Annotated in this window: 24 protein-coding genes and 1 pseudogene; 16 read left to right on the forward strand and 9 right to left on the reverse strand. The window is 37.0% G+C overall.

All coding sequences use genetic code 11. The annotated features are described in order from the left end of the window. Window positions 1-37: 37 nt before the first annotated feature. The 5 genes and pseudogenes from WAK64_RS10160 to WAK64_RS10180 all read left to right on the forward strand — a co-directional run bounded on the left by WAK64_RS10160 (window position 38) and on the right by WAK64_RS10180 (window position 2,873). Entirely contained in the window at window positions 38-379 is a 342-nt protein-coding gene (locus tag WAK64_RS10160; RefSeq protein WP_336586859.1) for a VOC family protein, read from the forward strand. Window positions 380-710: 331 nt separating this feature from the next. Next, window positions 711-1,046 carry an antibiotic biosynthesis monooxygenase gene (locus tag WAK64_RS10165; RefSeq protein WP_336586860.1) on the forward strand — a complete coding sequence of 112 codons (336 nt, stop codon included), beginning with the start codon at window positions 711-713 and terminating at the stop codon, window positions 1,044-1,046. A gap of 405 nt (window positions 1,047-1,451) precedes the next feature. Continuing rightward, window positions 1,452-1,577, forward strand: a pseudogene (locus WAK64_RS10170) (SMI1/KNR4 family protein); the annotation flags it as partial. 274 nt (window positions 1,578-1,851) lie between these two features. Beyond that, window positions 1,852-2,118 (forward strand): hypothetical protein, encoded by a 267-nt coding sequence (locus WAK64_RS10175; protein WP_336586861.1) that lies wholly within the window; start codon window positions 1,852-1,854, stop codon window positions 2,116-2,118. 299 nt (window positions 2,119-2,417) lie between these two features. Further along, entirely contained in the window at window positions 2,418-2,873 is a 456-nt protein-coding gene (locus WAK64_RS10180; RefSeq protein WP_336586986.1) for a GNAT family N-acetyltransferase, read from the forward strand. Between the two features lie 626 nt (window positions 2,874-3,499). Here the strand turns inward: WAK64_RS10180 and WAK64_RS10185 are convergent. Then, window positions 3,500-4,006 carry an acyltransferase gene (locus WAK64_RS10185; protein WP_336586862.1) on the reverse strand — a complete coding sequence of 169 codons (507 nt, stop codon included), beginning with the start codon at window positions 4,004-4,006 and terminating at the stop codon, window positions 3,500-3,502. A gap of 357 nt (window positions 4,007-4,363) precedes the next feature. Here WAK64_RS10185 and WAK64_RS10190 point away from each other — a divergent pair, with 357 nt between their 5' ends. Beyond that, window positions 4,364-5,749, forward strand: a complete 1,386-nt coding sequence (locus WAK64_RS10190; protein ID WP_336586863.1) for a M20/M25/M40 family metallo-hydrolase — start codon at window positions 4,364-4,366, stop codon at window positions 5,747-5,749. Between the two features lie 116 nt (window positions 5,750-5,865). On the opposite strand, the gene WAK64_RS10195 is transcribed toward WAK64_RS10190, so the two are convergent. Further along, a complete protein-coding gene (locus WAK64_RS10195; RefSeq protein ID WP_336586864.1) occupies window positions 5,866-6,846 on the reverse strand; it encodes a sensor histidine kinase in 981 nt (326 codons plus the stop codon). Between the two features lie 12 nt (window positions 6,847-6,858). Beyond that, window positions 6,859-7,557 (reverse strand): LytR/AlgR family response regulator transcription factor, encoded by a 699-nt coding sequence (locus WAK64_RS10200; protein WP_336586865.1) that lies wholly within the window; start codon window positions 7,555-7,557, stop codon window positions 6,859-6,861. Window positions 7,558-7,739: 182 nt separating this feature from the next. On the opposite strand from WAK64_RS10200, the gene WAK64_RS10205 reads away from it, so the two are divergent. The 7 genes from WAK64_RS10205 to WAK64_RS10240 all read left to right on the forward strand — a co-directional run bounded on the left by WAK64_RS10205 (window position 7,740) and on the right by WAK64_RS10240 (window position 14,693). Beyond that, the gene (locus tag WAK64_RS10205) at window positions 7,740-8,492 is read left to right on the forward strand and encodes an ATP-binding cassette domain-containing protein (RefSeq protein ID WP_336586866.1); all 753 of its coding nucleotides are present in this window, start codon (window positions 7,740-7,742) and stop codon (window positions 8,490-8,492) included. Beyond that, complete coding sequence (locus WAK64_RS10210; RefSeq protein ID WP_336586867.1) at window positions 8,482-9,639, forward strand: ABC transporter permease; 1,158 nt, start codon at window positions 8,482-8,484, stop codon at window positions 9,637-9,639. Before WAK64_RS10205 ends, WAK64_RS10210 begins: the two co-directional genes overlap by 11 nt. 318 nt (window positions 9,640-9,957) lie before the next feature. Continuing rightward, window positions 9,958-11,019 carry a Delta(5) desaturase DesA gene (desA, locus tag WAK64_RS10215; protein ID WP_336586868.1) on the forward strand — a complete coding sequence of 354 codons (1,062 nt, stop codon included), beginning with the start codon at window positions 9,958-9,960 and terminating at the stop codon, window positions 11,017-11,019. Window positions 11,020-11,054: 35 nt separating this feature from the next. Further along, the gene (locus WAK64_RS10220; RefSeq protein WP_336586869.1) at window positions 11,055-12,206 is read left to right on the forward strand and encodes a sensor histidine kinase; all 1,152 of its coding nucleotides are present in this window, start codon (window positions 11,055-11,057) and stop codon (window positions 12,204-12,206) included. Further along, a complete protein-coding gene (locus WAK64_RS10225; protein WP_336586870.1) occupies window positions 12,203-12,802 on the forward strand; it encodes a response regulator transcription factor in 600 nt (199 codons plus the stop codon). Before WAK64_RS10220 ends, WAK64_RS10225 begins: the two co-directional genes overlap by 4 nt. Before the next feature lie 245 nt (window positions 12,803-13,047). Continuing rightward, window positions 13,048-13,545: a GNAT family N-acetyltransferase gene (locus WAK64_RS10230; protein ID WP_336586871.1), complete on the forward strand. Its 498-nt coding sequence runs from the start codon at window positions 13,048-13,050 to the stop codon at window positions 13,543-13,545. A gap of 413 nt (window positions 13,546-13,958) precedes the next feature. Continuing rightward, window positions 13,959-14,693, forward strand: a complete 735-nt coding sequence (locus tag WAK64_RS10240; RefSeq protein WP_336586872.1) for a DUF5694 domain-containing protein — start codon at window positions 13,959-13,961, stop codon at window positions 14,691-14,693. 496 nt (window positions 14,694-15,189) lie between these two features. Here WAK64_RS10240 and WAK64_RS22410 read toward each other — a convergent pair whose 3' ends face one another. The 5 genes from WAK64_RS22410 to WAK64_RS10260 form a co-directional block, all read right to left on the reverse strand. Beyond that, entirely contained in the window at window positions 15,190-15,468 is a 279-nt protein-coding gene (locus tag WAK64_RS22410) for an HAD hydrolase family protein (protein ID WP_419465929.1), read from the reverse strand. 61 nt (window positions 15,469-15,529) lie between these two features. After that, entirely contained in the window at window positions 15,530-16,504 is a 975-nt protein-coding gene (locus WAK64_RS10245) for a LacI family DNA-binding transcriptional regulator (RefSeq protein WP_336586873.1), read from the reverse strand. Window positions 16,505-16,774: 270 nt separating this feature from the next. Further along, complete coding sequence (locus WAK64_RS10250) at window positions 16,775-17,650, reverse strand: Cof-type HAD-IIB family hydrolase (protein ID WP_336586874.1); 876 nt, start codon at window positions 17,648-17,650, stop codon at window positions 16,775-16,777. A 264-nt stretch (window positions 17,651-17,914) separates the two neighbouring features. Continuing rightward, window positions 17,915-18,814 (reverse strand): SDR family oxidoreductase, encoded by a 900-nt coding sequence (locus WAK64_RS10255; protein WP_336586875.1) that lies wholly within the window; start codon window positions 18,812-18,814, stop codon window positions 17,915-17,917. A gap of 308 nt (window positions 18,815-19,122) precedes the next feature. Continuing rightward, window positions 19,123-19,563, reverse strand: a complete 441-nt coding sequence (locus WAK64_RS10260; protein ID WP_336586876.1) for an Rrf2 family transcriptional regulator — start codon at window positions 19,561-19,563, stop codon at window positions 19,123-19,125. Between the two features lie 153 nt (window positions 19,564-19,716). On the opposite strand from WAK64_RS10260, the gene WAK64_RS10265 reads away from it, so the two are divergent. The 3 genes from WAK64_RS10265 to WAK64_RS10275 are packed head-to-tail and all read left to right on the forward strand — an operon-like array spanning window position 19,717 to window position 22,285. Then, window positions 19,717-20,481, forward strand: a complete 765-nt coding sequence (locus tag WAK64_RS10265) for a nuclear transport factor 2 family protein (protein WP_336586877.1) — start codon at window positions 19,717-19,719, stop codon at window positions 20,479-20,481. A 48-nt stretch (window positions 20,482-20,529) separates the two neighbouring features. Next, entirely contained in the window at window positions 20,530-21,375 is an 846-nt protein-coding gene (locus WAK64_RS10270; RefSeq protein ID WP_336586878.1) for a Sir2 family NAD-dependent protein deacetylase, read from the forward strand. A 13-nt stretch (window positions 21,376-21,388) separates the two neighbouring features. Beyond that, window positions 21,389-22,285: a protein-ADP-ribose hydrolase gene (locus WAK64_RS10275; RefSeq protein ID WP_336586879.1), complete on the forward strand. Its 897-nt coding sequence runs from the start codon at window positions 21,389-21,391 to the stop codon at window positions 22,283-22,285. A 188-nt stretch (window positions 22,286-22,473) separates the two neighbouring features. Here WAK64_RS10275 and WAK64_RS10280 read toward each other — a convergent pair whose 3' ends face one another. Next, entirely contained in the window at window positions 22,474-24,198 is a 1,725-nt protein-coding gene (locus WAK64_RS10280) for an ABC transporter substrate-binding protein (protein WP_336586880.1), read from the reverse strand. Window positions 24,199-24,225 lie beyond the last annotated feature (27 nt).

Genomic DNA, 24,225 nt, shown 5'->3' on the forward strand with positions numbered 1-24,225 from the left:
TGTAATTACGTAACTAAAATTGGGAGGGGAAAATGAGATGAAATTAGTGTTTTTGTATCATCCAGTAAAAAACGTTAAGGAATCGCTTGCTTTTTATAGGGACACTCTTGGGTTTGAGGAAGCGTGGCGCGAAGGGGAGCATACAGTTGCCTTAACTTTACCCAATTCTGATGTACGATTAATGATTGAAGATGAAGAGGCAGATTTGTCAGCGGGTGGAGTTTTCTTAGTCGATAGTGTTGACGACTTCTATAATGAGAACAAAAATGTATTGGAATTTGTAAAAGAGCCAATTGACATTCCGCCTGGGCGTTATGCTATTTATAAAGATATCTCAGGTAACTATTTGAGGATTATTGACTTTACAAAAGAAAAATAAGTTAAAGAAAGAATAATTTCATTTCTTAATCAGACGACGCTTAGCACAAAAAGAACCGTATTTGGTTCTTTTTGTTTGGCTAGTTTTAGCTGTTAAAGTATTTGAGAATGTTTATGTCTTCCATTCCCTTAAAGAGCTGCGGTTATTTTCCTATTGATTTAGTGGTGAGAGCTGTAGGGGGTATACCATTGCTAAAGGGATTTTTTTGCAAGCTCCATTGTAAATGGAAATCTTACCCTTCAGCCAAGGGCTTATAAGGTATGGCACTTCTTAGACATGCGCGAAGGGTGTGATAGAATAGAGAGAGGAATTATATGGGAGGGAAAAGAACATGTTAATGGTGACAAATAATATTAAAATTAAAAAAGGTCATGCCCATGAGGTAGCGGAGCGCTTCAAACAGAGAAAAGGAATTCAAGAATCACCTGGCTTCATTCGCATGCAGCTATTAATTTCAACTGAATCAGAAGAACATGATCTATTAAAAGTAGGAACGGTGTGGGAAAACGAAGAGGCGTTTACACAGTGGACTCAAAGCGATTCCTTTAAAAAAGCTCATGGTCACGGTAAGCGAGGAGAGCAAAAACCTCAAGAAGAAAAATCTACACAAGAGAAAATCATGCTAGGTGCCTATTTAACAAAAGAGGAGCTTGTATACGAACTGTAGTGATGTATGTGGTCGATACGTTTGTTTTATTTTGCAGACGTATCGACCCTTTAATCAGTTCATATCTTGGCAACTGATTAAAAATGAATTGTCCTAAAGTATTTAATACAAGTTCTGTTGTGATGGAGCAGGAGAAAAATAGTGTTCAATTTCTTTGGATACAAATCTTAAGTCGTTTCCAAATAACAGCAGATACATCTACCAAAGTGGGAGTGAAGAGCTATCAGAGATCACTTTTTATTATAAAATCTTATTTTAGTCCATTTTCAGGTTCTATACGATGTACGTCATTTAATTGTGGAAAATAGCCTTTCGTTATATTGAATAGGGCATTCGGTTCTCCCATGATTTGTTGACCCTATTTTAAAGAAAAGGAAAGCCCTGACTCTATTTATAGATGTAGATATAGTACCAATTGCTGTTTTGTTTGCTGGAGATTTTTTATGTTTAGATTATAGAGAGTCAAGAAATAATCCTAAAGTTTGTGAGTGGGATCACGAGATTTCTGCTGAACTAGAACCGGTAAGGTAGCTTGTTTCAGACACCTTCAATGAATTTTTGGGTATTTTTTAATAATACATATAATGGAAAAAACACACGAGTAAAACGAGCTATATAAAACCTAAAAACATACAAATTTGTGTTATTTAAACCCAGATGAACTTAAGCACTTGGTTGTTCAGACAATAAGTGCTTTTTGTGTTTAAAGATAAAATAATTAAAAATACGCTCTAAATATGATGCATCCATCCATAGGCAAAGTAGCTACCTTCATCGAGGAAAACCAAGGGGAAAGCATCGATTCATGGATAGAAAGAATACAAGAGTCAAAGATTTATATAAAAGACGATCAAGAACAAGTTCAGGATCTTCTGTCCTTATTCGAACAATATGTCGCGGACACGACCGCTTATATCTCGCTGCTCGCAAGGCATGCAATGATGAGGGTCAACCGTACTTCAAATCGAACAAGGAATTGCAAGCAATGTCAAAAAAAGCACGGGCCATGGCGGATAAGGAACCGCACCATTCCTTCACATTCTTCAATGAGCCAACGTCATGTGAAATCTAACGAAGCCCCAGCAATCAATCATATTTGCCAAGAAATTGAGAGGTCCGAAAACTACCTGACATGAAAGTGAAGCCGTTTGAAAATGTTGATGACAGAATAAGGCCCAGCACATACAGGGGAAATCTACGAGCTTCTTCAAGCAAGGAGTTTTCAGAAATATAAGTACACTACTTATTTAGGTTTCAAATCTGCCGAAGGAGTCAACATAAGGGTGTCTAAGATATTGACTTAAGTCCATTTGTTTGCAACTATGTATATATATTTCTTACAACAATTTGATATGCTGAGGAGTGATTATGTTGAATATCAAACTTGATGATTTAACTGGCACTGAAATAACTTCATTAATAGAGGAACATGTCCATAATATGGGGGTTCATTACCCAGACGGTATTAATTATGGTTTTAATATAGAAGATTTAAAGAAAACAGAAATTACATTTTGGAGTGCATGGGAAGAGAGCGAATTAGTTGGTTGTGGTGCACTTATAGAACTCGATTCTCAGCACGGAGAATTAAAATCTATGAAAACAGTTCCTTCACATTTACGTAAAGGAGTTGGGAAGAAAATGCTTGAACACATAATGAATGAAGCTAAGAAACGAGGTTATAGGCGGTTAAGTTTAGGAACAGGTGCTATGGAGGCTTTTAAACCTGCTCGTAAATTGTATGAAAATTATGGGTTTGAATACTGCAAGCCATTTTCTGATTATGAAGATGATCCATATAGTGTATTTATGACAAAGGAATTATAGGTTTAAACAATTTGAAAATTTAATTTATTGGGTGATTACATGAATTACTATGTTACAAGTTTTGCAAGGATGTCTGTTTACCGAAAGGCTACGAGACTTTGTAGATTCTAAACTTTATTCTATGAAAGGCTAGACCAATATCCAGAAATGGAAAAGTTGCTACATGGAAGAATTAACACCTAACCCATTAAGGGTTCTAAACGGAGTGACCCCTGCTTCTCTCATCATGGGAGAAGTAGATTCTTATTCTCGTCAAAATACCCTTGCAACAGCTTTAAGAGGGAAGGGCTATAGATGTAACCTTATTTATATTTGACTATATTTCTAACGAAACAATACGTCGAACGAATTTAACACGAATCAAATAAGAGTGAAGCAAGGGAGCGCATTAACCTCTTAGTGAACATACATATAAATCTGAAATTCCAATTTTTTTAATTCATGCACAAAATTGGGGAGGCAGAAGCTACCTTACAAATAGGATACTGTATAACACGAAAGTGAAGCCGTTTGAAACTATTGGTGACAGTATAAGACCTAGCACCTTGGGAAACCCATTTTTTAAAAACGTATTAGTCCTCTAGATTTATAAAAAAAGACTAGCTAAACGCTAATCCCAAGGTTCACTAGTCAAGGTCTTTTATTCTTTTTGCCGGTACACCGGCATATAATCCATTCGGCTCACAATCATTGACGACTACGGCCCCTGCTGCAATCATGCATCCATCGCCAATGGTCACTCCTGGTAATACGGTGGCCCTTGCTCCCACCCAACAGCCTCTACCAATGGTAATGGGCTTCCTGTCCGATTCGCCTGCTCTTCTATATGTATCTGCTATTTTATGACTAGAGGTGCAGATCATCACGTCGAAGGCAAGCCCGGCATTTTCTTTTATAATGACTCTTTCCCAACTATCAATAAAAACGTTATGGTTCAATATAACGCCCTTCTCTAGTACTAAGCCTTTTCCTCTAAACACACAACCAGAGCGAATATTTGCTGTATCAGTTCTCATACCTGCAAGCTTATATAGAATATATCGAACTTTCTGAGGGATGAGAGCGGACTTCCCGATTGTATTGACAAGAACATTCCATACAATCAATGAGAGAGCGCTTTTTAGTTTTGGCATCAAAAGAAGAACTCCTTTTTGTCTATATTTTACCAAAAACGACAAAACCTTTCATTATAAATTGACATCTTGTGCAAGTGCCACTCAATTTTATTATGGAAGAACGAGAAAGTATCTGTACACCAAATCTATTAAAAACTTTGAGAACGAGCTCTTATATAGGAATAATTTACTGTCTCTCTTGCCTTTTCGGACATATAAGTACAAATACCTGCAAATTCACTTAGTGTCATGTAGTTAAAATAGCCTATTAACTGTAAAAAAGACACTCTAATTGTAATAATGTTTACGTTTACTAAATAGTAGAAGTAAAACATAATTTAGTAGAATGATAATATTTTATGTAGGGGGAATTTAATGTATCGAAAAAGCTTAGCGGTGCTCTTGTCGGCTGGACTCATTTTATCGGTAAATGGGGTATATGCAAAAAATATACCAACTTCTCAAGATAATCCCTCGGATACGGCTTTTGATAACAAGATTATTAAGAAAATCAAAGCGGATAATATGTATGACATTGTCGCGAAATTGTCAGAGCAACCCCGGGCGGCTGGTACAGAAGGGGAGTTAATAGGGGTCAATTTTATAAAGGATGAGTTTGAAAAATATGGGTATGAAACGGAATTACAACCTTTTACATTCCTTGATGTATTAGTAGGGACAGGCACGCTAGAAATTAATGGACAGGCGTATGACCCGTACGTATTTAGTGGGTCATATAGTGCGAAGGTTACGGCGGAGGTTCTTCATGTAGGAAAGGCACTTAATGGGGAAGTACCTGATGAAGTAAAAGGAAAAATAGCTCTTATAGAACGTGGTGATATCCCTTTTGTCTGGAAACTGCAAAATGTTTTGGACAAAGGGGCTGTTGGGGTCATTATGTATAATCATTCTGGTACCTCTAATCGTGTTGGTGTTGCAAATCCAGGACAAGATATCCCAGCTGTCACGATTACAAAGGATCAAGGTTTAGCATTAGTGGACCAATTGGAAGCAGAACCTTTAACAGCAACCATTGATGTTCGAGATTCCGGTTATGTAGAAAATACGTCTCATAATGTCATTGCTACGAAGAAACCACATAAAAATAAAGACACGGGACAAATCGTCGTCGTTGGAGCTCATCATGATTCGGTTAGTGGCGGACCTGGTGCAAACGATGATGCATCTGGTGTATCAGCCGTTTTAGAAATTGCGAGGGTCATGGCGAATATGCAGACAGATACAGAAATCCGTTTTGTGACATTCGGGGCGGAAGAGCTAGGGCTACTTGGCTCCTATCACTATGTTAGTACATTAGAAGAAGAGGAAATTGATAATATTGTGGCACAGTTCCAGATGGATATGGTTGGAAGTAAAGATTCCGGTGGAGATCATGAAGCTGGTGGGCTCATCATGTATACAATTGATGGTGAGAGAAATACCGTTACGGATTTAGGGGCTGCGGCAGGTGCAAGAACGTCTGAAGTGATTCCGTACGGACAGCTTGGACGTAGTGATCATCAGCCGTTTTACGAAGTGGGAATTCCAGCCGCATTATTTATTCATGCGCCGGTAGAGGATTCGTATCACACCCCTGCTGATACAATCGATAAAATTGATAAAAATAAATTAAAACAAACAGCCGATATTGTTGGAGCAAGTGTGTATCAAATTGCTCGATTTGATACACCTGCATTGGAGCATGCACGTGTTGCCCCAGGACCAGTGGATTATGAATATGATGATCGCCCTGTTCAATAATGTTGGCAAAAAGAGCTCTCGTCGATGACGTAGGGCTCTTTTTTATGCTTTTCCTTATTAAAGCGTATTTGCCAATCAATATGATTCTACATTATGAGTTCCCGTGCCAAATCAAGCTAGTGGATGGCAGGAAATTTAATCTTAACGGTAAATTCTTCGTCTTTGTAGACAAAATCTAAAAAGCCTTGATGTTCTTTTACCGTATCTTGAATGATTTTCGTTCCAAGTCCTTTGTGATGATCCCTTTTTGTCGTATGTCCGTGTTGCTGATATAGTTTATCGAGTATGTTCGTAGGTATTGGCAGGCTGTTATTTTTACAAATTAAGACGTACAATCCACTTCGCTTATAAAATTGGAGGGAAATATCCGCTTGCTTTCGATGCTGTTTTTGCCATTCCTCGCAGGCATCAATACTATTTGACAGAAGGTTCCCAAGCAAGGCTACGAGACGCTGGTCGGGTATTGGCAATGTAGATAAGGCGATATCAAGGTCATAGACAATAGAAATGTCTTCTTCTTTGGCACGACGGTACATTTGATGAAGAATGCCTGCAACGCTTCCTCGCTCTCCTTTAATAGAAAGGTTGGTTTCCTCGTATCCATCTACTAAATCATCTAAATAATGTCTCGCATCAGTATATTTATCATTTTCAAGCATGAAATGAATAGAGGCTATATGCTTAAGGAAATCATGTCGTTCACTACGAACAATCTGAAAGGTTTCATTCAAATAGATCTTTTCTTCTTCGAACTGACTAATTGCTTTAACTTGTGTAGCAATTGTATTAGAGAAGCTTAATCGCATTCCTTCAATTCCAATGAATAGAAAAAGAAGGATAGCGAGCTCCCAAATGAATGGAGCCTCTCTATAAAGGAAGAGAAGGAAAATTTGAAGGACAAACAGAAATCCATTCCAGCCATAGCCTAAGTGAAATAATCGAAGTGGGATTTGTTTATACAAATAATACATCACAGCTAGCAACACGAAATACGTAAAATAAAAGGGGATAGGCCATCGAAAATATTGAAAAAAAGCTTGAACATGGAACAACCCAAATAGGGATAACGTCAACCAATACGAGATGTCCCGTTTCACAGTACTTCCCCCTTAAAAATAATGTTGTTGCAAAAAGTCTACCTTTTCTTTTGTAATCATCGCTTGATCATCGATTCCTTCGAATGTGATGACGTAGGAGTTTTTTGCGTATAATGAGAAGTTTTTAACATAGTGAATATTTATAATAAATGAACGATGGGAGCGGATAAAATCTCGTTCCCTTAATTCTCCCTCTAGTTCATTGAGTGTTAGGTACGTTTTAATTTGTTGTCCTTTTGTATGGATCGTCGTCGACCTTCCAGAGCGCTCAATAAAGATGATATCCTTTTTCTGAACAATATGGATATCATTTTTTTGCTTTAAATAGAGTCTTCCTGATACTTCGGTTGATTTTGACTTTTCCTTCAGTCTTTCAACGGACTTTGTTAAGCGGTCTTGCGTATAAGGCTTCATTATATAGTCGTGTACATTTAGTTCAAAAGCGTGGACAGCAAAGCCGCTATTACCGGTAACAAATATAACAGAGATATTTAATGCGTGCGAGTGGATGATATCAGCTAATTCATAGCCCGATAAGTTTGGCATTTCAATATCTGCGATTAATACATCAATCGCCTCTTTCTTAATATGATCATAAGCTTCCTCTGCCGATGTAGTGGAGAAAACAATCTCGATTCCTTCAATTCTAGAAATAATTCCATTCAATTTATCCAAATCAATTACTCGATCATCAACTAAACCAACTTTCATTTTGTTCCCCCTTATACAAATAAAATGTAGTCGGTTAAATAGGTCTATTCCCATTTAGTAGTTATTTTACCAAAGAATAGACTGTTTCACGACAACAAACGGATATTTCACGACATACATACAGACTCTTGGTGGAATTGTTTGTATGATTAGAGCAAGAAATGAACGAAGAGGTGAAGAGAATGATTGAAATACAGGCAGTGACGAAACAATTTCAAGATAAAAAGAAATATATAACCGCATTAAAGCATGTGTCCTTTTCCGTGAAACAAGGGGAGGTTGTAGGCTTGTTAGGCGAAAATGGTGCTGGGAAGACGACTTTGCTCCGAACGATTGCGACCTTGTTAACACCATCAGATGGAAACGTAACCGTTGCGGGATACGACACAGTAAAGGATCCTTATAAAGTAAAAAAACAAATGGGTGTCCTGTTTGGGGGTGAAACGGGTCTATATGATCGGCTAACCGCACGTGAAAATCTTGAATACTTTGCAAGTCTATATGGGTTAAGTAAGCATGAAACGAAGGTGCGAATCGATGACTTAGCAAGAATGTTTGGGATGCGAGATTATTTAAATCGTCAAGTTGGTGGTTTTTCCAAAGGGATGCGTCAAAAAGTAGCGATTGCGAGGGCACTTATTCATAATCCCGATATCATCTTGTTCGATGAGCCGACAACAGGGTTAGATATCACTTCTTCAAACGTATTCCGCCAGTTAGTGAATCAACTAAAACATGAAGGAAAAACGATTATTTTCTCTAGTCACATTATGGAAGAAGTGTCCACTCTTTGTGATACAGTTGCCATGATTCATAAAGGGGAGCTCGTCTATCATGGACAGTTAAAAGAGCTGTATCAGGTAGAAAAAAGCAAGGATTTGAACTATATCTTTATGAGTAAGCTAGTAAGGGGGAACGATCCATATGCTTCTTAAAATCTATTTTAAAGAAATGAAGGACTGCTTTCGAGATCGCAGAACATTACTATTAACAGTATTGTTACCCATCATTATGATGAGTGGATTAACGTATTTTTACGAAAAGATAATTTCCGGGGGCGAGGGGGAAACCTACCGATTAGCTGTAGATGAATCATTGACACAAACGGAAAAGAATATTTTGACGTCTGTCGAAACCATTGAATTAGTTCCTACCTCAAATCCTGTCGAAAGCGTCGAGGAAGGAGAAGCGCTAGCCGCTCTTACGTTTAGCTCTAATTTTGTAGAGCGTGTTCAAGCAGGAGACGTAGCCTCCGTGATGATTACGGGAGACTCCTTCAGTCAAAAATCGAATAACTTAATGAGTTTAGTGAAAACAGCGCTTGCTAATTACGAAAAAGTTATTACATCGGAGCGCTTGCAAGCCCAAGGAACCGACCTTTCCATCATTGAACCCTTTACGATTAGTCAAGCGGAAATCTCAGCAGAAGATCCGAATGTGAATTTGGTAGCGATGTTAATTCCATTGGTATTAGCTATCGCCCTTGGCATTGGGGCTAGCCCGGGAGCTTCTGATTTATTTGCGGGAGAAAAGGAAAAGAAAACGATGGAAGCCCTCTTGATGACACCTGTGAAGCGCTCTACGTTAGTCTTGTCTAAATGGATGACCATCTCATCGCTTGGTGTCATTACTGGTCTTATTACTTTACTGGTAGTATCTCTTGAAATTGGCTTATTTACTGAGCATCTAAAGAAGGCAATCTCTCTAGATGAAAATGCCAGTTTAATTATTGGAATTGCTCTCTTTATTACAATTATCTATGCAATGTTTAATGCATCGATATTAATGATTACAAGTATCATTGCCAAAACAATTAAAGAATCGCAAAGCTATAGTTCACCTATTATGATGATAGCCGCTTTTCCAGTGATGATTACGTCAAGTATTGGTATCAATGAATTTACGTTTCAACATTTTGCCATTCCGATATTGAATATTTACAGCCTTTTAAAAGAATTAATATTTGGGATTGTCGATTACGAACATGTTTTCATCACCGTTGGTAGCAACGTTTTATGTATTATTGTCTTGTTTATAGTTGGCCGGGTGTTATTTATGAAAGATAAGTGGGTCATGAGTTAACGTTCAGAGTCTGTTGTCACGATACGGAAGTAAAGTGAACAACAGGCTTTATTTATTTTATGTTGATGTTGATGTGGGCCAAATACTTGCGGAAAGCTTTTCCTTCGAGAAAAGACCAATTTTTTTACAAAAAAGGCCCAAATATTCGCGATTGTATTGATTCAGAACTCTATCAAATCCTATTCCAATCACCTTTTGGAATTAAATTGATTTTACTATATGACATTTGTCATGTTTTGGACATGACACCTATGTCTACACAAAGACTTCTGCCTTCGATAGTATGGAGTTACTACTATTAGAAGGGAAAAGAATTTAATGACTAAACAACATTTCAAAGAGTTACGAAAGCAGATTGCACCTTATGAAAAACCGGATACATCGAAAAGTATTTGGCAGTTAGTCAATACCCTTGTCCCATTTTTCACGTTATGGTTTCTTGCTTATCAAAGTTTATCCATTTCCTATGGACTGACATTAGGAATTAGCGTTATTGCAGCGGGATTTTTAGTCAGAACGTTTATTATCTTTCATGATTGTTGTCACTACGCCTTTTTCAAAAGTCGGAAAGCAAATAAAATTCTTGGGATGATCACAGGAATTATTACATTATTTCCATATAGTCAATGGCAACATGATCACTCTGTTCACCATGCAACAAGCTCGAACTTAGATAAACGTGGTACAGGTGATATTTGGGTGTTAACGGTGGATGAGTATAAGGCCGCTTCTAATTGGAAAAAGTTTTGTTATCGTTTTTATCGAAACCCGTTCGTCATGTTTATTATTGGCCCAATCTTTGTATTTCTCATTCAAAACCGCTTTAATCGAAAAGGGGCTAGATTAAATGAACGCTTGAACACGTATGTAGCCAATCTACTCATGGTAGCATTGATCGGATTATTAGGGTGGACACTTGGCTGGCAATCATTTCTTTTAGTTCAAGGAACGATTTTCCTCATTTCAGGTGCAGCAGGCATTTGGCTGTTCTACGTTCAGCATACATTTGAGGATTCTTATTTTGAAGAAGATGAGAACTGGGAATATGTTAAAGCAGCCGTAGAGGGGAGCTCTTTTTATAAACTTCCAAAAGTATTACAATGGCTAACAGGGAATATTGGCTATCACCACGTGCATCATTTTAGTCCAAGAGTACCAAACTATCGGTTAGAAGAAGCTCATAATCATATTTCTATGCTACAAAATGTTCCAACGGTTTCATTAGCAACAAGCTTAAAGTCACTTCGTTTCCGATTATGGGATGAAAATATTCAAAATTTCATTAGCTTTAAGGACATGAATAAATATGTAAAGACAGAAGAAAGCGATTCTTCCTCTCAGGTTAATGTCGTTGAAAGGAAGAAACATGTGGTAAGATAACCTATAAGTAGGTTATTGATAAAAGGGGTACTACCATGCGGAAAAAATTAATGATATTTCAGAAGTTCCAGAAGGGTTCCGGAACTTCTCCTTATATTTGGGCCATAGTTAGTATTTTACCATTCTATTTTATTTTTCAATCGTCGTCTAAGATCGAGATTGTCATTGGCTTATTGCTAACAAGTATATTTTTTCTTACATTACGTTTTGCCTTTATGTCCAAGAAGTGGCCTGTTTACCTTTGGGCCTGTATTTTGATTGCGATTTCGATAACCATGGCTGTGTTGTTTCAGTTTATTTATTTTGCTTTTTACATTGCTTATTATAATGGTCATATACAAAATCGTATTGCTTTTTTTACGATTTATATTATCCATTTAATCTGCACAACATTTTCGATCAATTATAATGTATTTATCCTCCAGGATGCTTTGTTTTTTAAACAGTTGCCTATCATAATGATTATTTTGATTAGTATCATCCTTCTTCCTTTTAACATATATAATCGGAAAAAGCAGGAGGAATTACAAGAGCAGCTAGAAGATGCTAATAAGCGAATTGCTGAATTAGTGAAGCATGAGGAAAGGCAAAGAATTGCCCGAGACCTTCATGATACATTGGGGCAAAAGCTTTCTTTAATTGGTTTGAAAAGTGATTTAGCGAGAAAGTTAATTGTGAAAGCACCGGAACAAGCAAAATCAGAAATAAAAGATGTTCAACAAACGGCTAGAACGGCATTAAATGAAGTGAGAAAAATTGTCTCTCAAATGCGTGGGATTCGTCTTAAAGAAGAGATTATTCGGGTGAAACAGCTTTTGAAGGCGGCACAAATAGAATTTATTCAAGATCCCGGTGAAGGATTAGTAAATGTATCATTGTATTATGAAAATATTTTAAGTATGTGTGTCAAGGAAGCGGTTACGAACGTTGTAAAGCATAGTAAGGCGACGAGTTGTCGTATTTCCATTGAGCAAACGTGGAATGAGATTTGCATTAAAGTACAAGACAATGGAGTCGGCTTAAGCAAGGAAGAGGATCTAGGAAAAGGTAGCGGCCTGTTAGGAATTAAAGAACGATTAGAATTTGTCAACGGGAGCTTGGAGATCTTTACCGAAGAAGGAACAACGGTTATCATGAGAGTCCCGACAGTTGTTAAAGAAACTGAGAAGGAGGAAGAAGCACATTGATTTCCATCGTCATTGCTGAAGATCAAGGAATGTTGTTAGGAGCATTAGGATCACTACTTAACTTAGAAGAAGATATGAAAGTAGTTGGAAAAGCAAAGGATGGCGAGGAAGCCATTGCGCTTGTCCACGACTCGAAACCGGATGTATGCATTATGGATATTGAAATGCCGAAAAAAAGTGGGCTAGAAGCCGCCGAGGAATTGAAAAGCCTCGGGTGTAAAGTTATTATTTTAACGACCTTTGCACGATCAGGTTATTTTCAACGGGCGATAAAGGCTGGAGTAAGTGGCTATTTATTAAAAGACAGTCCGAGTGAAGAATTAGCCAATTCTATTCGTAAGGTAATGGACGGAAAGCGAATATACGCTCCCGAACTAATGGATGATGTTTATCGTGATGAAAATCCTTTAACAGAGCGCGAAGTAGAAGTACTTGAACTCGTTGCAGAAGGAAAAAACACAAAGGAAATAGCAGACGAGCTACGTATTAAGTCGGGTACGGTTCGAAATTATATTTCCACGATTCTCGATAAGCTTGAGGTAACGAATCGAATTGAGGCTATTAAACAATTTAAAGAAAAAGGTTGGTTTAAGTAGGAGGTAGGGATTCAGGAGTGAACCCTAACTCCTATTTTTTTGTATCATTTTTACTAAGACGAGATTGAGAAAAAACCTTCTGCAAACGAGATAGGATCTATAATCAATGCCAAATATATGATTTTATATTTATTGTTGCTTTAAAATAGGCCTAGGAATAATTCACATTTTGTGGAATTATATAGATACAGATGCTTATTCAGCGATAGGCCAGAATGGTAGAACGACTTATAAGGGAGTAGATTATGCTTAATTTACAAAAGGTGAAGGCAGAAGAAGAAGGTATATTACATAACATCATGCAATTTTATATTTACGAATTCAGTAAATATATCCCTACGATAAAACTAGAAACAAATGGGGATTTCAAGTCGTTTAATTTAGAAAGATATTGGGTGAAGGATAATTTCCATGCATATTTTATTAAGCTAAAAGGTGAAATGATTGGATTCGTACTTGTAGAGAGTGCTACTGAGTCAAGTCCCAATACAATTCAAGAATTTTTTATTATGGCTAAACATAGTGGAAATGGTTATGGAAAGAAAATTGCAAAAGAATTGTTTTCATTGTTTCCTGGTGATTGGGTGATTACCCAAATAGAAAATAATGAAAAAGCTCATGCTTTTTGGCATGGATTGATTAATGAAGTTTGTAATGGAAAGTTCACAGAGTGTTTTGAAGGTGGAAAGTATATACAAAGGTTTAATACTGAAGTGATAAATAGTAGTACATTAATAAAATAACCTTATTCAATAGAAGGACGCTTATCTGAAATAAGATAAGCGCTGTTTTTTTGTGAAAAATGGTATTAAACTAAAGGGTGTTAAACAAATGAAGGTGTGGCAAAACATACCGTTTTGTTCCTTAATTAAAAGAACCTTTTTCACCTTAAATCGTATTACTAGGTACTAAATAAAAATGGGAGAGGAATAAGATGTTTGGAATTATACCCAAGTGTTCTAAGAAATAAAAGGAAATGATATGGTCTACATAAAGATGAGCTACCCTGAGAATCGGGGAATGACAGAGATAAAAGCTTACTTAAATAACGAAGGTAAGTTTATTTGTGAGAAATGTTTTAACATCAAATAATAATGTTTTTAAATAGGGTAGTTTTATGGAAGACATAACTACAGTAAATAAGGAGGGCTTTTCTATGGAAGAAATGAAACCACAAATAATGATATTAGGTACCTTTCATATGCGATATACACCTGATATATATAGGTATGATGTAAATAATTTATTAAATAATAGAAAGCAACAAGAAATTAGAGAAGTTGTAGAGAAAATTAAAAGGTTTAATCCAACAAAGCTAGCGTTTGAAGTGGTTAAAGAGGAAGAAGAAGCGTTAAATAAAGATTATAAACAGTATTTAAAAGGTGAGCTTGAGTTAAAAGTTGATGAAGTTCACCAATATGGTTTTAGAGTGGCTTCAGAATTAAATCATAATCAAGTTTATGCAGTTGATTGGATGAAATCTGTTGGGAATAGGGGGATAGGTCAGGTATTCGATTGGGCGAAAAGTGAACAACCTGTCCTGTATAATTACATAAACGACAAATATCGTTCTAAAAAAGAATATAATTCAGCCGACAGAAACCTTGTGGAGTTAATGAAAGAACTAAATGAAGAAAGTAGTGTAAAGAAAGAGCACGAAATGTACATGGCAGTTGCACGTATTGGAAGCGAAGATGATTATGTAGGGATTGATTGGTTGAGGTGGTGGTACCAAAGAAATTTAATCATTTACTCTAACTTAGCTAAAATATCAAATTCTCCATCAGACAGAACTGTATTAATAATTGGGGCCGCTCATGTACATTTAGTCTCCCAATTCCTTAAAGAAAGTGGAATGTTTGATGTAGTTCCAGCAATTAATTATCTTTAAGATTCTATAAAAGATATTAAAAATAAAGCTGACGTAGTGACTTTTTCTAATCATGATGATGGCGTTTATCATGATTTAGAGAAACACTTATTCTAATGGGGGAGTTCATTTACGTTTTTACTATTGGGTGCTACTATCGAAGAAATACAACTTTAAGCAACTATTTTTAACCCCGCCTTACTAGTAGGACGGGGTTAAATAGTATTGTGGATTTAATACACTATGGTAAATAACAAGGACCTTTAAGAAGAGTCCCATTGGAGCATTTTCCATAGCAATTCCTATCATCTCTAGTCATTATAATAATCTCCAATAGCGATTATCAGATTTATCCATTTTCAGTTTATGCAACAGCTGCTCTAATGCACTAGCCTTGTTTGCTTTAGGGTGTATAATGTCCTGGAAAAATCCATCGCTAGTTTTGCGCAATTTCCTTAGTTTAATGTCTCTCCATCCATCTATCCTTTGTTGATCATCTACAGTAAATTTCATTACTTTATCGATCAGTAATGCTTAAGATGTCTTTATGTATTTTGGGAACAAGATTAAACTTTTTGTATAACTCTGTTTGATAAACGTCCATTCTTTTGGTATAAAAATCAAGGGCCGTACAAATAGAAAAGTGGAAATCATGTTTTCTACAGTATTTTATAATAGGTGCTACTTCTTGTATGTCATAGGAAAATTCGTGTAAGATCGATTTATTATCAGTCTTTAGAGTGGTTGCTCCGTTATAAGAGACGAGGATTCCTTTGCCCATTATAGCTTCTATTATGGGTAGCTCTTTCTTAAACTTAGAACACTTTTAAATGGTATGATTTTCTTAGTTGGGATGTTTAAGTTGATTTTCGAGCAATTAGTTGCAAATCGAAAAGGTTTGATAACGGGACAATTTGCTTATGAATTAAGTTATTTAGTAAGAAGACTGCTTTCTTTCCTAACTCTTTAACGGGCTGTTGAATGGTTGTTAGCTCGGTAATTTGTGCAATAGGCTGATTATCAAACCCTACAATCGCTAGATCTTCTGGTATACGTAATTCTTGATTGGCTAATTCATAATACAACCCAGCGGCTACTTGGTCGCTACCTACGATCATTGCTGTTGGTCGTTCTTTTTGCTCAATGAGATTTCTTGCAATCTCGCGGCCATGATCAATAGTATACTGTTCTGAGAAATACCACTCTTCTTGCCAATTAAGTTCATAGAGTTCTTGAAAGTGGAAAAAAGATTCTCTTCTAGTTACGCCTACACCACTTTGAGGATTTCCGATACATAAGCCCATTTTTTGATGTCCGCGCTCTCTTAAATGATCGATGGCTAGCTGAATACCATGTCCGTGATTAACATATACACGTGGAAGGATATTGCTATTAGAGTTTTCACAGGAAACAACGTTCAAATATTGAGCGAAATGATCGACGGTGGCAGTGGGCAGTACACTAGAACCTAAAATAAGCCCATCGATTTGTTGGTGTTTCAGTTTATCAAAAAACTGTAATTCTTTTTTAGGATCGTTATTAGACTGATACACAAGCAAGCTGTAATCAAATTGATGACATTCTTCACCGATACCTTCAATTAAGCTACTAAAAAATGGATGGCTTATTTTCGGTACTATTACGCCTAAAACGTTTGTTCGTCCTCTAGATAAATTGATTGCATTTAAATTTGGCACGTAATGCAATTCTTTCATTGCCTGAAAAACGGCTTCTCGTTTATCGTGCTTCACATAAGGATGGTGATTCAGAACACGAGATACGGTTGTTCGAGACACGTTCGCTCTTTTGGCTATTTCGGTAATGTTACTCATTTAAGGTTCCCTCCCTTCATCATCACGGTGTATTTTTTTCTACATGTCTAAGAAGTCTAGATAGACAATGAAATGATTGCTTTAAATCAGTGCGTCTATTCAACAGAGCATCAGGAAGTAGCATTCCCACATCGTTTTCGTTATTGTCATCAATTTAGGTAGTGAGCATCGTTTTCCTGTTAAGCTCATCATTTATCTCTTGGGCAATTTGATACTTAGACTTCAATAAGTCAGTCGATGAGATGAAGATAGCATCTGTCACGATGCTGTTCACTTTATACTTCTGGTTGTCTGTTCATGAATAAAATGATCAAATGCATAGGCCACTCCACAATCATCATTTGTTAACGTTTTATAGGTGGCCATATTTACTAGCTCATCATCAGCATTCCCCATGGCAATGCTTTTCCCCGCTACTTTGAACATCGGAATATCATTTTGATTATCGCCAATCGTTACAGTATGCTTCACGGATATACCGTAATACTCACATAGTTGATGTAAGGCAGTCCCTTTATCGATTCCTGACGTCATGATTTCTATATTAAAGGATCCGGAACTAGAAACCTCGATGCCTTCTAGCTTGTGGCAGAAAGCTTTTGCTTCCATTAGCTTCGTAGTATTTGGAGAAACGACCATTAATTTTATTATGGAAGGGTACGTTGTCGGGAGAATTGGACTTGGAACCTCTTCTAAACCGTATTGATATTGTTGAGCCTTAATAGAATTTAAAAAATGATCTGTATCAAATAGCGGATTTTGTGTAACGACATGTCTTAGCTGTGCTGTTAAATAACCATCCGACAGATCTGATAGAACAATTTTATCAGATAGATAGACTTGAAAATATAGTTTTTCTTCTTTTAACCACTGTAGCAGGGGATAGATAGTATTCTCATTTATATATTGTTCGTTCAACTGGAAACCATTGACGAAAAGCTGTGCTCCATTTGCAGCAATAATTGGAACTCGAAGTCCGTATTTTTCTGTTATATGTAAGGCGTCAAATAGGGCCCTCCCTGTGGCGATAGCGACTATATCCCCTTGTTGTTGTGCTGTTTTGATCGCCTCAATATTTTTCTCGTGAATTGATTGGTTACTTGACAAAAGGGTTCCATCTAAATCAATGGCAATGATTCTCAACATCTCTACCTCATTTCGTTTAATTGGAAGTAAAGACATTATAATGTGTGGAACGCGTTTCATAGCAATAGTAGTAAATAATTTTTGTACATTGACCTTCTTTCCCTTAAATGGAATCGTAGGAAATTCGTAATGCTAAAGCTGTCGGTTTGAGATATCATTGTGCATACGAGAAAACACCTGCTAGTCGATAACAGGTGCTGCTTATACAAAGAAGGGGAGTATTAACATGCCTTATATAATGAATTCACTACTTCCTAATCGTTATTAAGTATCCGTAATAATGCCTCCGTTTACGTGAAGCACCTGTCCAGTAACGTACGAAGAATCATCGGAAGCTAAATAAACATAGGTTGGGGCTAGTTCAAATGGTTGCCCAGCCCGTTTCATAGGTGTTTCGGTTCCAAATGTTTTGACATAATCTGCTGAGTAGCTAGAGACTGTGAGTGGTGTCCAAATAGGTCCCGGTGCCACAGCATTTACGCGAATCCCGTAGTGAACTAATTGCAATGACAATGAACGAGTGAATGACACCATCGCGCCTTTGGTGGAAGAATAATCAATTAACAAAGGTGCTCCTTTATACGCTGTGACGGAGCTAGTATTAATAATGGAACTACCAGGTTTTAAGTGGGGCAAGGCTTCCTGTGTGATGAAAAAGAGCGGATAAATATTCGTTCTAAATGTATCTTCCAATTGCTCCTTTGTAATATTCATAATACTTTCTTGTGGGAATTGTACACCTTGATTCAACACGAGGATGTTTACTTTCCCGTAGCAAGACAATGTTTTCCTGACGATATCACGACAAGCCGCTTCTTCACGAAGATCTCCTGGAAGAAGCAAGCACCTGCGTCCATATTGTTCAACCATTTGCTTCGTCCTCATGGCATCCTTATGCTCATATAGGTACGGAATGGCTACATCTGCCCCTTCTTTTGCAAAACTAATTGCCACCGCTCGACCAATGCCACTATCTCCTCCCGTAATAATCGCGACTTTATCCTTTAGTTTTCCGCTTCCTTTATAGTCTGGGTTGTTTGAAATAGGGGGAGGGTTCATTAAATATTCTAAACCAGGCTGTCGCTCCTGATGCTGTGGAGGAAACGTTATGGGTGTTTTTTTACAAACTGTCTGAACATCATAATAAGGGTAGGTGGGTATCATGGTCATATCACCTTTCAACTGTTATCTTCAACCCATGATATTCGTCTAGCTTTGAAAATGTGCTATTACCAAAATTAAGGCTATCCAATGAACAAGAACATCTATTCAAAGTGTTGCTTAGATAAAGCTTGTTCCATTTTGTGAACCTTATTTTATAAATGTGCCCCACCGGCTATGGATTTCTCATTTCAAACTTTATAATCATTTCGAAACAATAATGATTATAGCCCTTCATTATCTGCATCTACAATAGCTGCATTTACAATGATGTTGATAAAGCTTCCAACCTTTCCACAACCTATTATTGATTACTTACTATTCAACTTCTCTTTCTCCATAATATCCTTCACTACATCTTCTATTGTTACACCCTCAAGAGCCTTTTCCATGGCAGTTTGGGCTATGGTAAATAAAGGGCCTATCGTACATTGGATATTTCTCCCAACAGGACAATCAGGATTTGGATTTTCATGTATGCTAAATAGTTCATTTTCCTGAACAACATTCACAGCTTTATATACATCAAGTAAGGTAATTTCAGATAAGCTTTTTGCTAATTCAGCTCCTGCAATACCAGGCCTTACTTTTACCAATCCAGCATTTTTAAGCATTCCCATAATTTTTCTAATAACAGCAGGATTAGTGTTTACACTTCCCGCTAAGAATTCAGAAGTGCTGACACCATCTTTATTAATTTCAATAAGAGCTAATATATGAACTCCTACAGAGAATCGACTACTAATAGACATTTTCTTCACCTTTCTTTTTTGAATAGCTTTAGCATAATAGTACACCTGTAATTAATTTTATTACAAGTGTGTCTTGACAAAAAATCTAATTGTAATTAATATGATTACAGGTAATCGATTAAGTTACAATATAAAATTATAGGAGTGTTTTAAATGCCAACGAGTCAAGAAAAAGCAATGAAAGTATTACAAAGTCTTGAAAATGCAAATCCAACTGCCATACAAGAGTACATTAATCCTTCGAAATATATTCAACATAACTTAGCCTTTCCTGATGGAAGAGAAGTGATGGTAGGAGCTTTGGACGACCTTAAAGAAGCGGGAACAACAGTCGATATTAAGAGAGTTCTTGTAGACGGTGACTTTGTCGCTATTCACACAGATTATCATTTCTTCGGAGCAAAAGCTGGATTTGATATTTTCCGTTTTGAAAATGGTCAGATTGTAGAGCATTGGGATAACTTACAGGAGAAGGTAGAAAAGACGCCAAGTGGACATACCATGTTCGATGGGCCAACTGAGATTTTAGATGAAGCCAAAACAGAAGAAAATAAGACTTTAGTTAAACAATTTATTCAGGACATTTTGATGGGTCAAAATTCAGATAAGCTAACTTCGTATTTTGACAGAGATAAGTACATTCAACACAATCCAGCAATTGCTGATGGGCTTTCAGGTCTCGGGGCTGCTTTAGAAGCAATGGCAAAACAAGGTATTCAAATGGTCTATAATAAAATTCATATGGTTCTTGGGCAAGGTAATTTTGTCTTGACAGTAAGCGAGGGGACTTTCGGGGGAACTCACACGTCATTTTATGACTTGTTCAGAGTTGAGGACGGTAAAATTGCTGAACACTGGGATGTAATGGAGACAATTCTGCCAGAAGATCAGCACAAGAACGATAATGGTAAGTTTTAATCGAATCACTAATCAACCGGCCGATTTTTAGGTTAGGAGATGCAATGGATGAAAAATGATATTGAGACACGAATTCAATTAGCACAAAAAACAGTGAGTGATGCGGAATATATTTTAGTAGGTGGTGGAGCGGGGTTATCTGCTGCTGCTGGAATTGAATATAGTGGAAAAAGGTTTATCGAGAATTTTGCCCCTTTTATTGAAAAGTATGGATTGACCGATATGTATTCTTCTGGTTTTTATTCGTTTCCAACACAAGAGGAGAGATGGGCTTACTGGGCAAAACATATTTTCGTTAACCGGTATGAACCTAGTTCTACTCCTCTTTACAGAGAATTATATGAATGGGTGAAGGATAAAAAGTATTTTGTCATTACAACCAATGTCGATAGCCAGTTTGAAAAGGCTGGATTCTCTACTAATAAAATATTTGAAGTTCAAGGGAATTATGGTTACCTTCAATGTTCCAAAGGTTGTCACGATACTCTTTATGATAATGAAAAACTAGTAAAGTCAATGGTACAAAAAACGGTTAATTGCAAAATATCTACTGAACTTGTGCCAAAATGTCCTGTTTGTGGTGGAGATGTGGATCCACATTTAAGAATAAACCAATACTTTGTCCAAGATAAATCCTGGTACCAATCCAATAAAGCATATAATGATTTCCTTAAAGAGTCAGAGGGAAAGAAAATAGTTTATTTAGAGATGGGTATTGGATTTAATACGCCTGGAATCATTCGTTATCCATTTGAACAAATGACCTACCATAATGAAAAGGCGATGTTAATTCGCTTGAACAGAGAACACCCAGAAGGAGCAAAAGAAAACAGAAATAAAACCATTGCATTTACAGAGAATATGCAAGATGTAGTAGTAGGAATAAAGAAGTGAGGAGTGTGTGGGAATGCCTCAATTACAATTGCAAGACTATTCGTCATTGATTCATTTAGAGGGTGATTTTGTCCCATCTCTATTATTAACGAATGCTGAAAAGATTGTCGATGAAATAATTAGTCAGTTATTAATAGAACCAAATGCCCCAAAAGATGTAGAAATACCTGATAACTATCAGGGAAAACGAAATTTGTTAAGAGCTCTTTTAAATATAAGAGAGGCAAAACCATTAAATGCTGACATATTAAATAAGATTAACGCTCTCTTACAAACTGAGTTAAAAGAAAAAGGAATCGTTGAGGTCGAGAAACTTGATTCGGTTGCAAAACAATTCCCAAATAATCCTTATAGGCAATCTAATAAATTTAGTTTGTGGCAAGGAGATATTACACAGTTAAACGCTAATGCCATTGTGAATGCAGCAAATAAACATATGTTGGGTTGTTATCAGCCCTTACACGCCTGTATTGACAATGCCATTCATTCAGCTGCCGGTCCACAACTTAGGGATGACTGTGACATTATTATGTCTGCACAAAAGGAGTTAGAGGAAACGGGTAAAGCAAAAATTACTAGCGCTTATAATTTGCCTGCTAATTTTGTGTTGCACACAGTGGGTCCTATTGTTCCAAAAGGAACTGAATTAACTAAGGAACAAAGGGATGAATTAACATCTAGTTATATCTCTTGTCTGGAATTGGCAAATAAGATTGATAAGATTAAAACTGTTGCGTTCTGTGCAATATCAACGGGTGTGTTTGGTTTTCCGAAACCAGAAGCTGCACATATCGCCGTAAGCACAGTAAATCAATGGCTAGAATCTCAACCAAATCATTTTGAAAAAATTATATTTAATGTGTTTAGTGAGGGAGATTTTAATGAGTATGCAAAGGTTTTTACGAGCTAATAGGAGAACTTATTAGCCATACCAAAATTGAGATTGAATGAAATGTCTTTTTCATTTCAATTTTTAAACATAAAGATAGATGATGACCAAATCATCCTTGATTGAACACAAGAGGTATACTTGATGCGCTATTCCAATAAGAAAGGGAGCTCCAATACGATGGAGCTCCCTTTCTTTCATTTTATCCTTTAACTGGGGATCCATAGTTTAGAGAAGTCAAAGTGTCCGAATGAATGGATTTTCACATCCTTTATTAAAGGATGGAAGGTCCTTGTTTTAATTGGGTGGTGTTGAAAAATTAATAGATCGTTTTCACGAATATGAGCTTCGATTTCAGACATAATGACTTCCCTGTTTTCTGAATCTACCTGTTTGAAGGTCTCTAGCTTTCTATTAATCCACTGAAGGGAGTCTAGGGGAAACATTCGTCTGAATAGAAGAGTGTCGTTGTAGAAAGCACCTAAAAATGAAAGGTGAGGATCTAGAGAAGACACCTCCCCCATGAAGATTAAGTCTGCTTTCTGATCGATGTCACGGCAATAGAAATCGTGAAAGGTATACGATTGTAGTACAAATGTTATGCCGTATTTCTCTCCCTGCTCTTTAAACCAATTGGCTAGGTCAGAGGCTTTTTGGTAATTCATATGATAAAGCGAGAGTGGTTCACCATTATATCCCGCTTCTGCTAATAAAGCGGGAATCGCTGTTGGGTCCTTCTTCTGCGGAGAGGACCGCGAATTTACGAAGCTACTCGCTTCTACCCATTGATCCCAGTTGAGATCTGTTGCCAACTGCTCTATATCCATCAGATGGTAGAGGGCTTTGCGGACAGAAGGGTGCTGGACAACCGTTTGTTTTCTTAAATTAAACATTAAAAATCGAAAGCCTGTTTCAATTTCGTGTTTACTTCGTACCTCATCTGAAGGTGAATTTTGGACGGTGAAATCCACAATCGTTGCAGCATCATGACTTACTTTATAAAAATGAAGTTCGTCAAGAAGCGGCCTTTCAAGAAAATAGTGATCAAATGCTTCCAATACCATCTTATTTTCGGTACGTTCCTTTAGAGAAAAAGGGCCGGTACCAATCCACTCCTCTTCATTGAAAGGCTGATTTGACGGAAGGATACAGAAATGGGGTGAAGCGATGTACCTTAAGAAAAATGGATTTTTCTTATTTAATGTAATGATGACTTTATATGGATGAGGACAGTCGACTTTCTCTATATCCCCTGTAAGCCATTGATGGGAAGACTCATCGCTGTTTATTATTCTTTCAATTGTATAAGCGACATCGTTACTTGTCAGTGGCTTTTGGTGATGGAAGAAAACTCCCTTGCGTAAGTGAAACGTCCATTTTCTATCGTCTTCCTCTGATTCGAAGTGGTGTGCAAGATGGGGAAGAATCCGGTCCTTTTTTCTATCATATTTGACGAGTGTATCACCTAGGTATTCAATTAAATGTGATTCAAAGGAGATGGAAACCTTCAAGGGGTCGAGCGTTGTAAAGTCTCTTGAAATAAAGGAATGCAATACATCCTTGGATTCAGTTCCTTGCTGATAGCCAAACATTTCCCGAATGTCTGAAGACACCTTTAGAAGCCACGATTTTGGAATCGGAAGTCTGAGAAGCTGGGCAACCTGATCAAGCTTTCCGTTTTCTATACAATCTTTCATGAACTCTTCCACTTCTATCTGCAAAGGGTGTGAAAAAATCATTTCTGAAGGATTGCCTCGTCCTGCACCTGGAAGGTATGTGATTTTGTCTAACTCTTCAAATTGGCGGAGAATCCTTTTCACATTTTTCAATGAACAAAACCATAGTTGTTCAAGCTCTCTTAATTTAAAGAAACATCTTCCATTTGCTTCTCGTTCAAGAAAATGAGCTCTCATCGTAAAATAACGGTCATTCATTTTATTCTCCTCCTAAAAGGGGACATT

The sequence above is a fragment of the Bacillus spongiae genome (assembly GCF_037120725.1).
Lineage (GTDB): Bacteria > Bacillota > Bacilli > Bacillales > Bacillaceae_K > Bacillus_CI > Bacillus_CI spongiae.

Bases quoted from the DNA above. Each gene is read 5' to 3' on its own strand.
- WAK64_RS10160 (WP_336586859.1), top strand. From the start codon at position 38: ATGAAATTAGTGTTTTTGTATCATCCAGTAAAAAACGTTAAGGAATCG.
- WAK64_RS10165 (WP_336586860.1), top strand. From the start codon at position 711: ATGTTAATGGTGACAAATAATATTAAAATTAAAAAAGGTCATGCCCAT.
- WAK64_RS10175 (WP_336586861.1), top strand. From the start codon at position 1,852: ATGGATAGAAAGAATACAAGAGTCAAAGATTTATATAAAAGACGATCA.
- WAK64_RS10185 (WP_336586862.1), bottom strand. From the start codon at position 4,006: ATGCCAAAACTAAAAAGCGCTCTCTCATTGATTGTATGGAATGTTCTT.
- WAK64_RS10190 (WP_336586863.1), top strand. From the start codon at position 4,364: ATGTATCGAAAAAGCTTAGCGGTGCTCTTGTCGGCTGGACTCATTTTA.
- WAK64_RS10200 (WP_336586865.1), bottom strand. From the start codon at position 7,557: ATGAAAGTTGGTTTAGTTGATGATCGAGTAATTGATTTGGATAAATTG.
- WAK64_RS10205 (WP_336586866.1), top strand. From the start codon at position 7,740: ATGATTGAAATACAGGCAGTGACGAAACAATTTCAAGATAAAAAGAAA.
- WAK64_RS10210 (WP_336586867.1), top strand. From the start codon at position 8,482: ATGCTTCTTAAAATCTATTTTAAAGAAATGAAGGACTGCTTTCGAGAT.
- desA (WP_336586868.1), top strand. From the start codon at position 9,958: ATGACTAAACAACATTTCAAAGAGTTACGAAAGCAGATTGCACCTTAT.
- WAK64_RS10220 (WP_336586869.1), top strand. From the start codon at position 11,055: ATGCGGAAAAAATTAATGATATTTCAGAAGTTCCAGAAGGGTTCCGGA.
- WAK64_RS10230 (WP_336586871.1), top strand. From the start codon at position 13,048: ATGCTTAATTTACAAAAGGTGAAGGCAGAAGAAGAAGGTATATTACAT.
- WAK64_RS10240 (WP_336586872.1), top strand. From the start codon at position 13,959: ATGGAAGAAATGAAACCACAAATAATGATATTAGGTACCTTTCATATG.
- WAK64_RS10245 (WP_336586873.1), bottom strand. From the start codon at position 16,504: ATGAGTAACATTACCGAAATAGCCAAAAGAGCGAACGTGTCTCGAACA.
- WAK64_RS10250 (WP_336586874.1), bottom strand. From the start codon at position 17,650: ATGTTGAGAATCATTGCCATTGATTTAGATGGAACCCTTTTGTCAAGT.
- WAK64_RS10255 (WP_336586875.1), bottom strand. From the start codon at position 18,814: ATGATACCCACCTACCCTTATTATGATGTTCAGACAGTTTGTAAAAAA.
- WAK64_RS10260 (WP_336586876.1), bottom strand. From the start codon at position 19,563: ATGTCTATTAGTAGTCGATTCTCTGTAGGAGTTCATATATTAGCTCTT.
- WAK64_RS10265 (WP_336586877.1), top strand. From the start codon at position 19,717: ATGCCAACGAGTCAAGAAAAAGCAATGAAAGTATTACAAAGTCTTGAA.
- WAK64_RS10270 (WP_336586878.1), top strand. From the start codon at position 20,530: ATGAAAAATGATATTGAGACACGAATTCAATTAGCACAAAAAACAGTG.
- WAK64_RS10275 (WP_336586879.1), top strand. From the start codon at position 21,389: ATGCCTCAATTACAATTGCAAGACTATTCGTCATTGATTCATTTAGAG.
- WAK64_RS10280 (WP_336586880.1), bottom strand. From the start codon at position 24,198: ATGAATGACCGTTATTTTACGATGAGAGCTCATTTTCTTGAACGAGAA.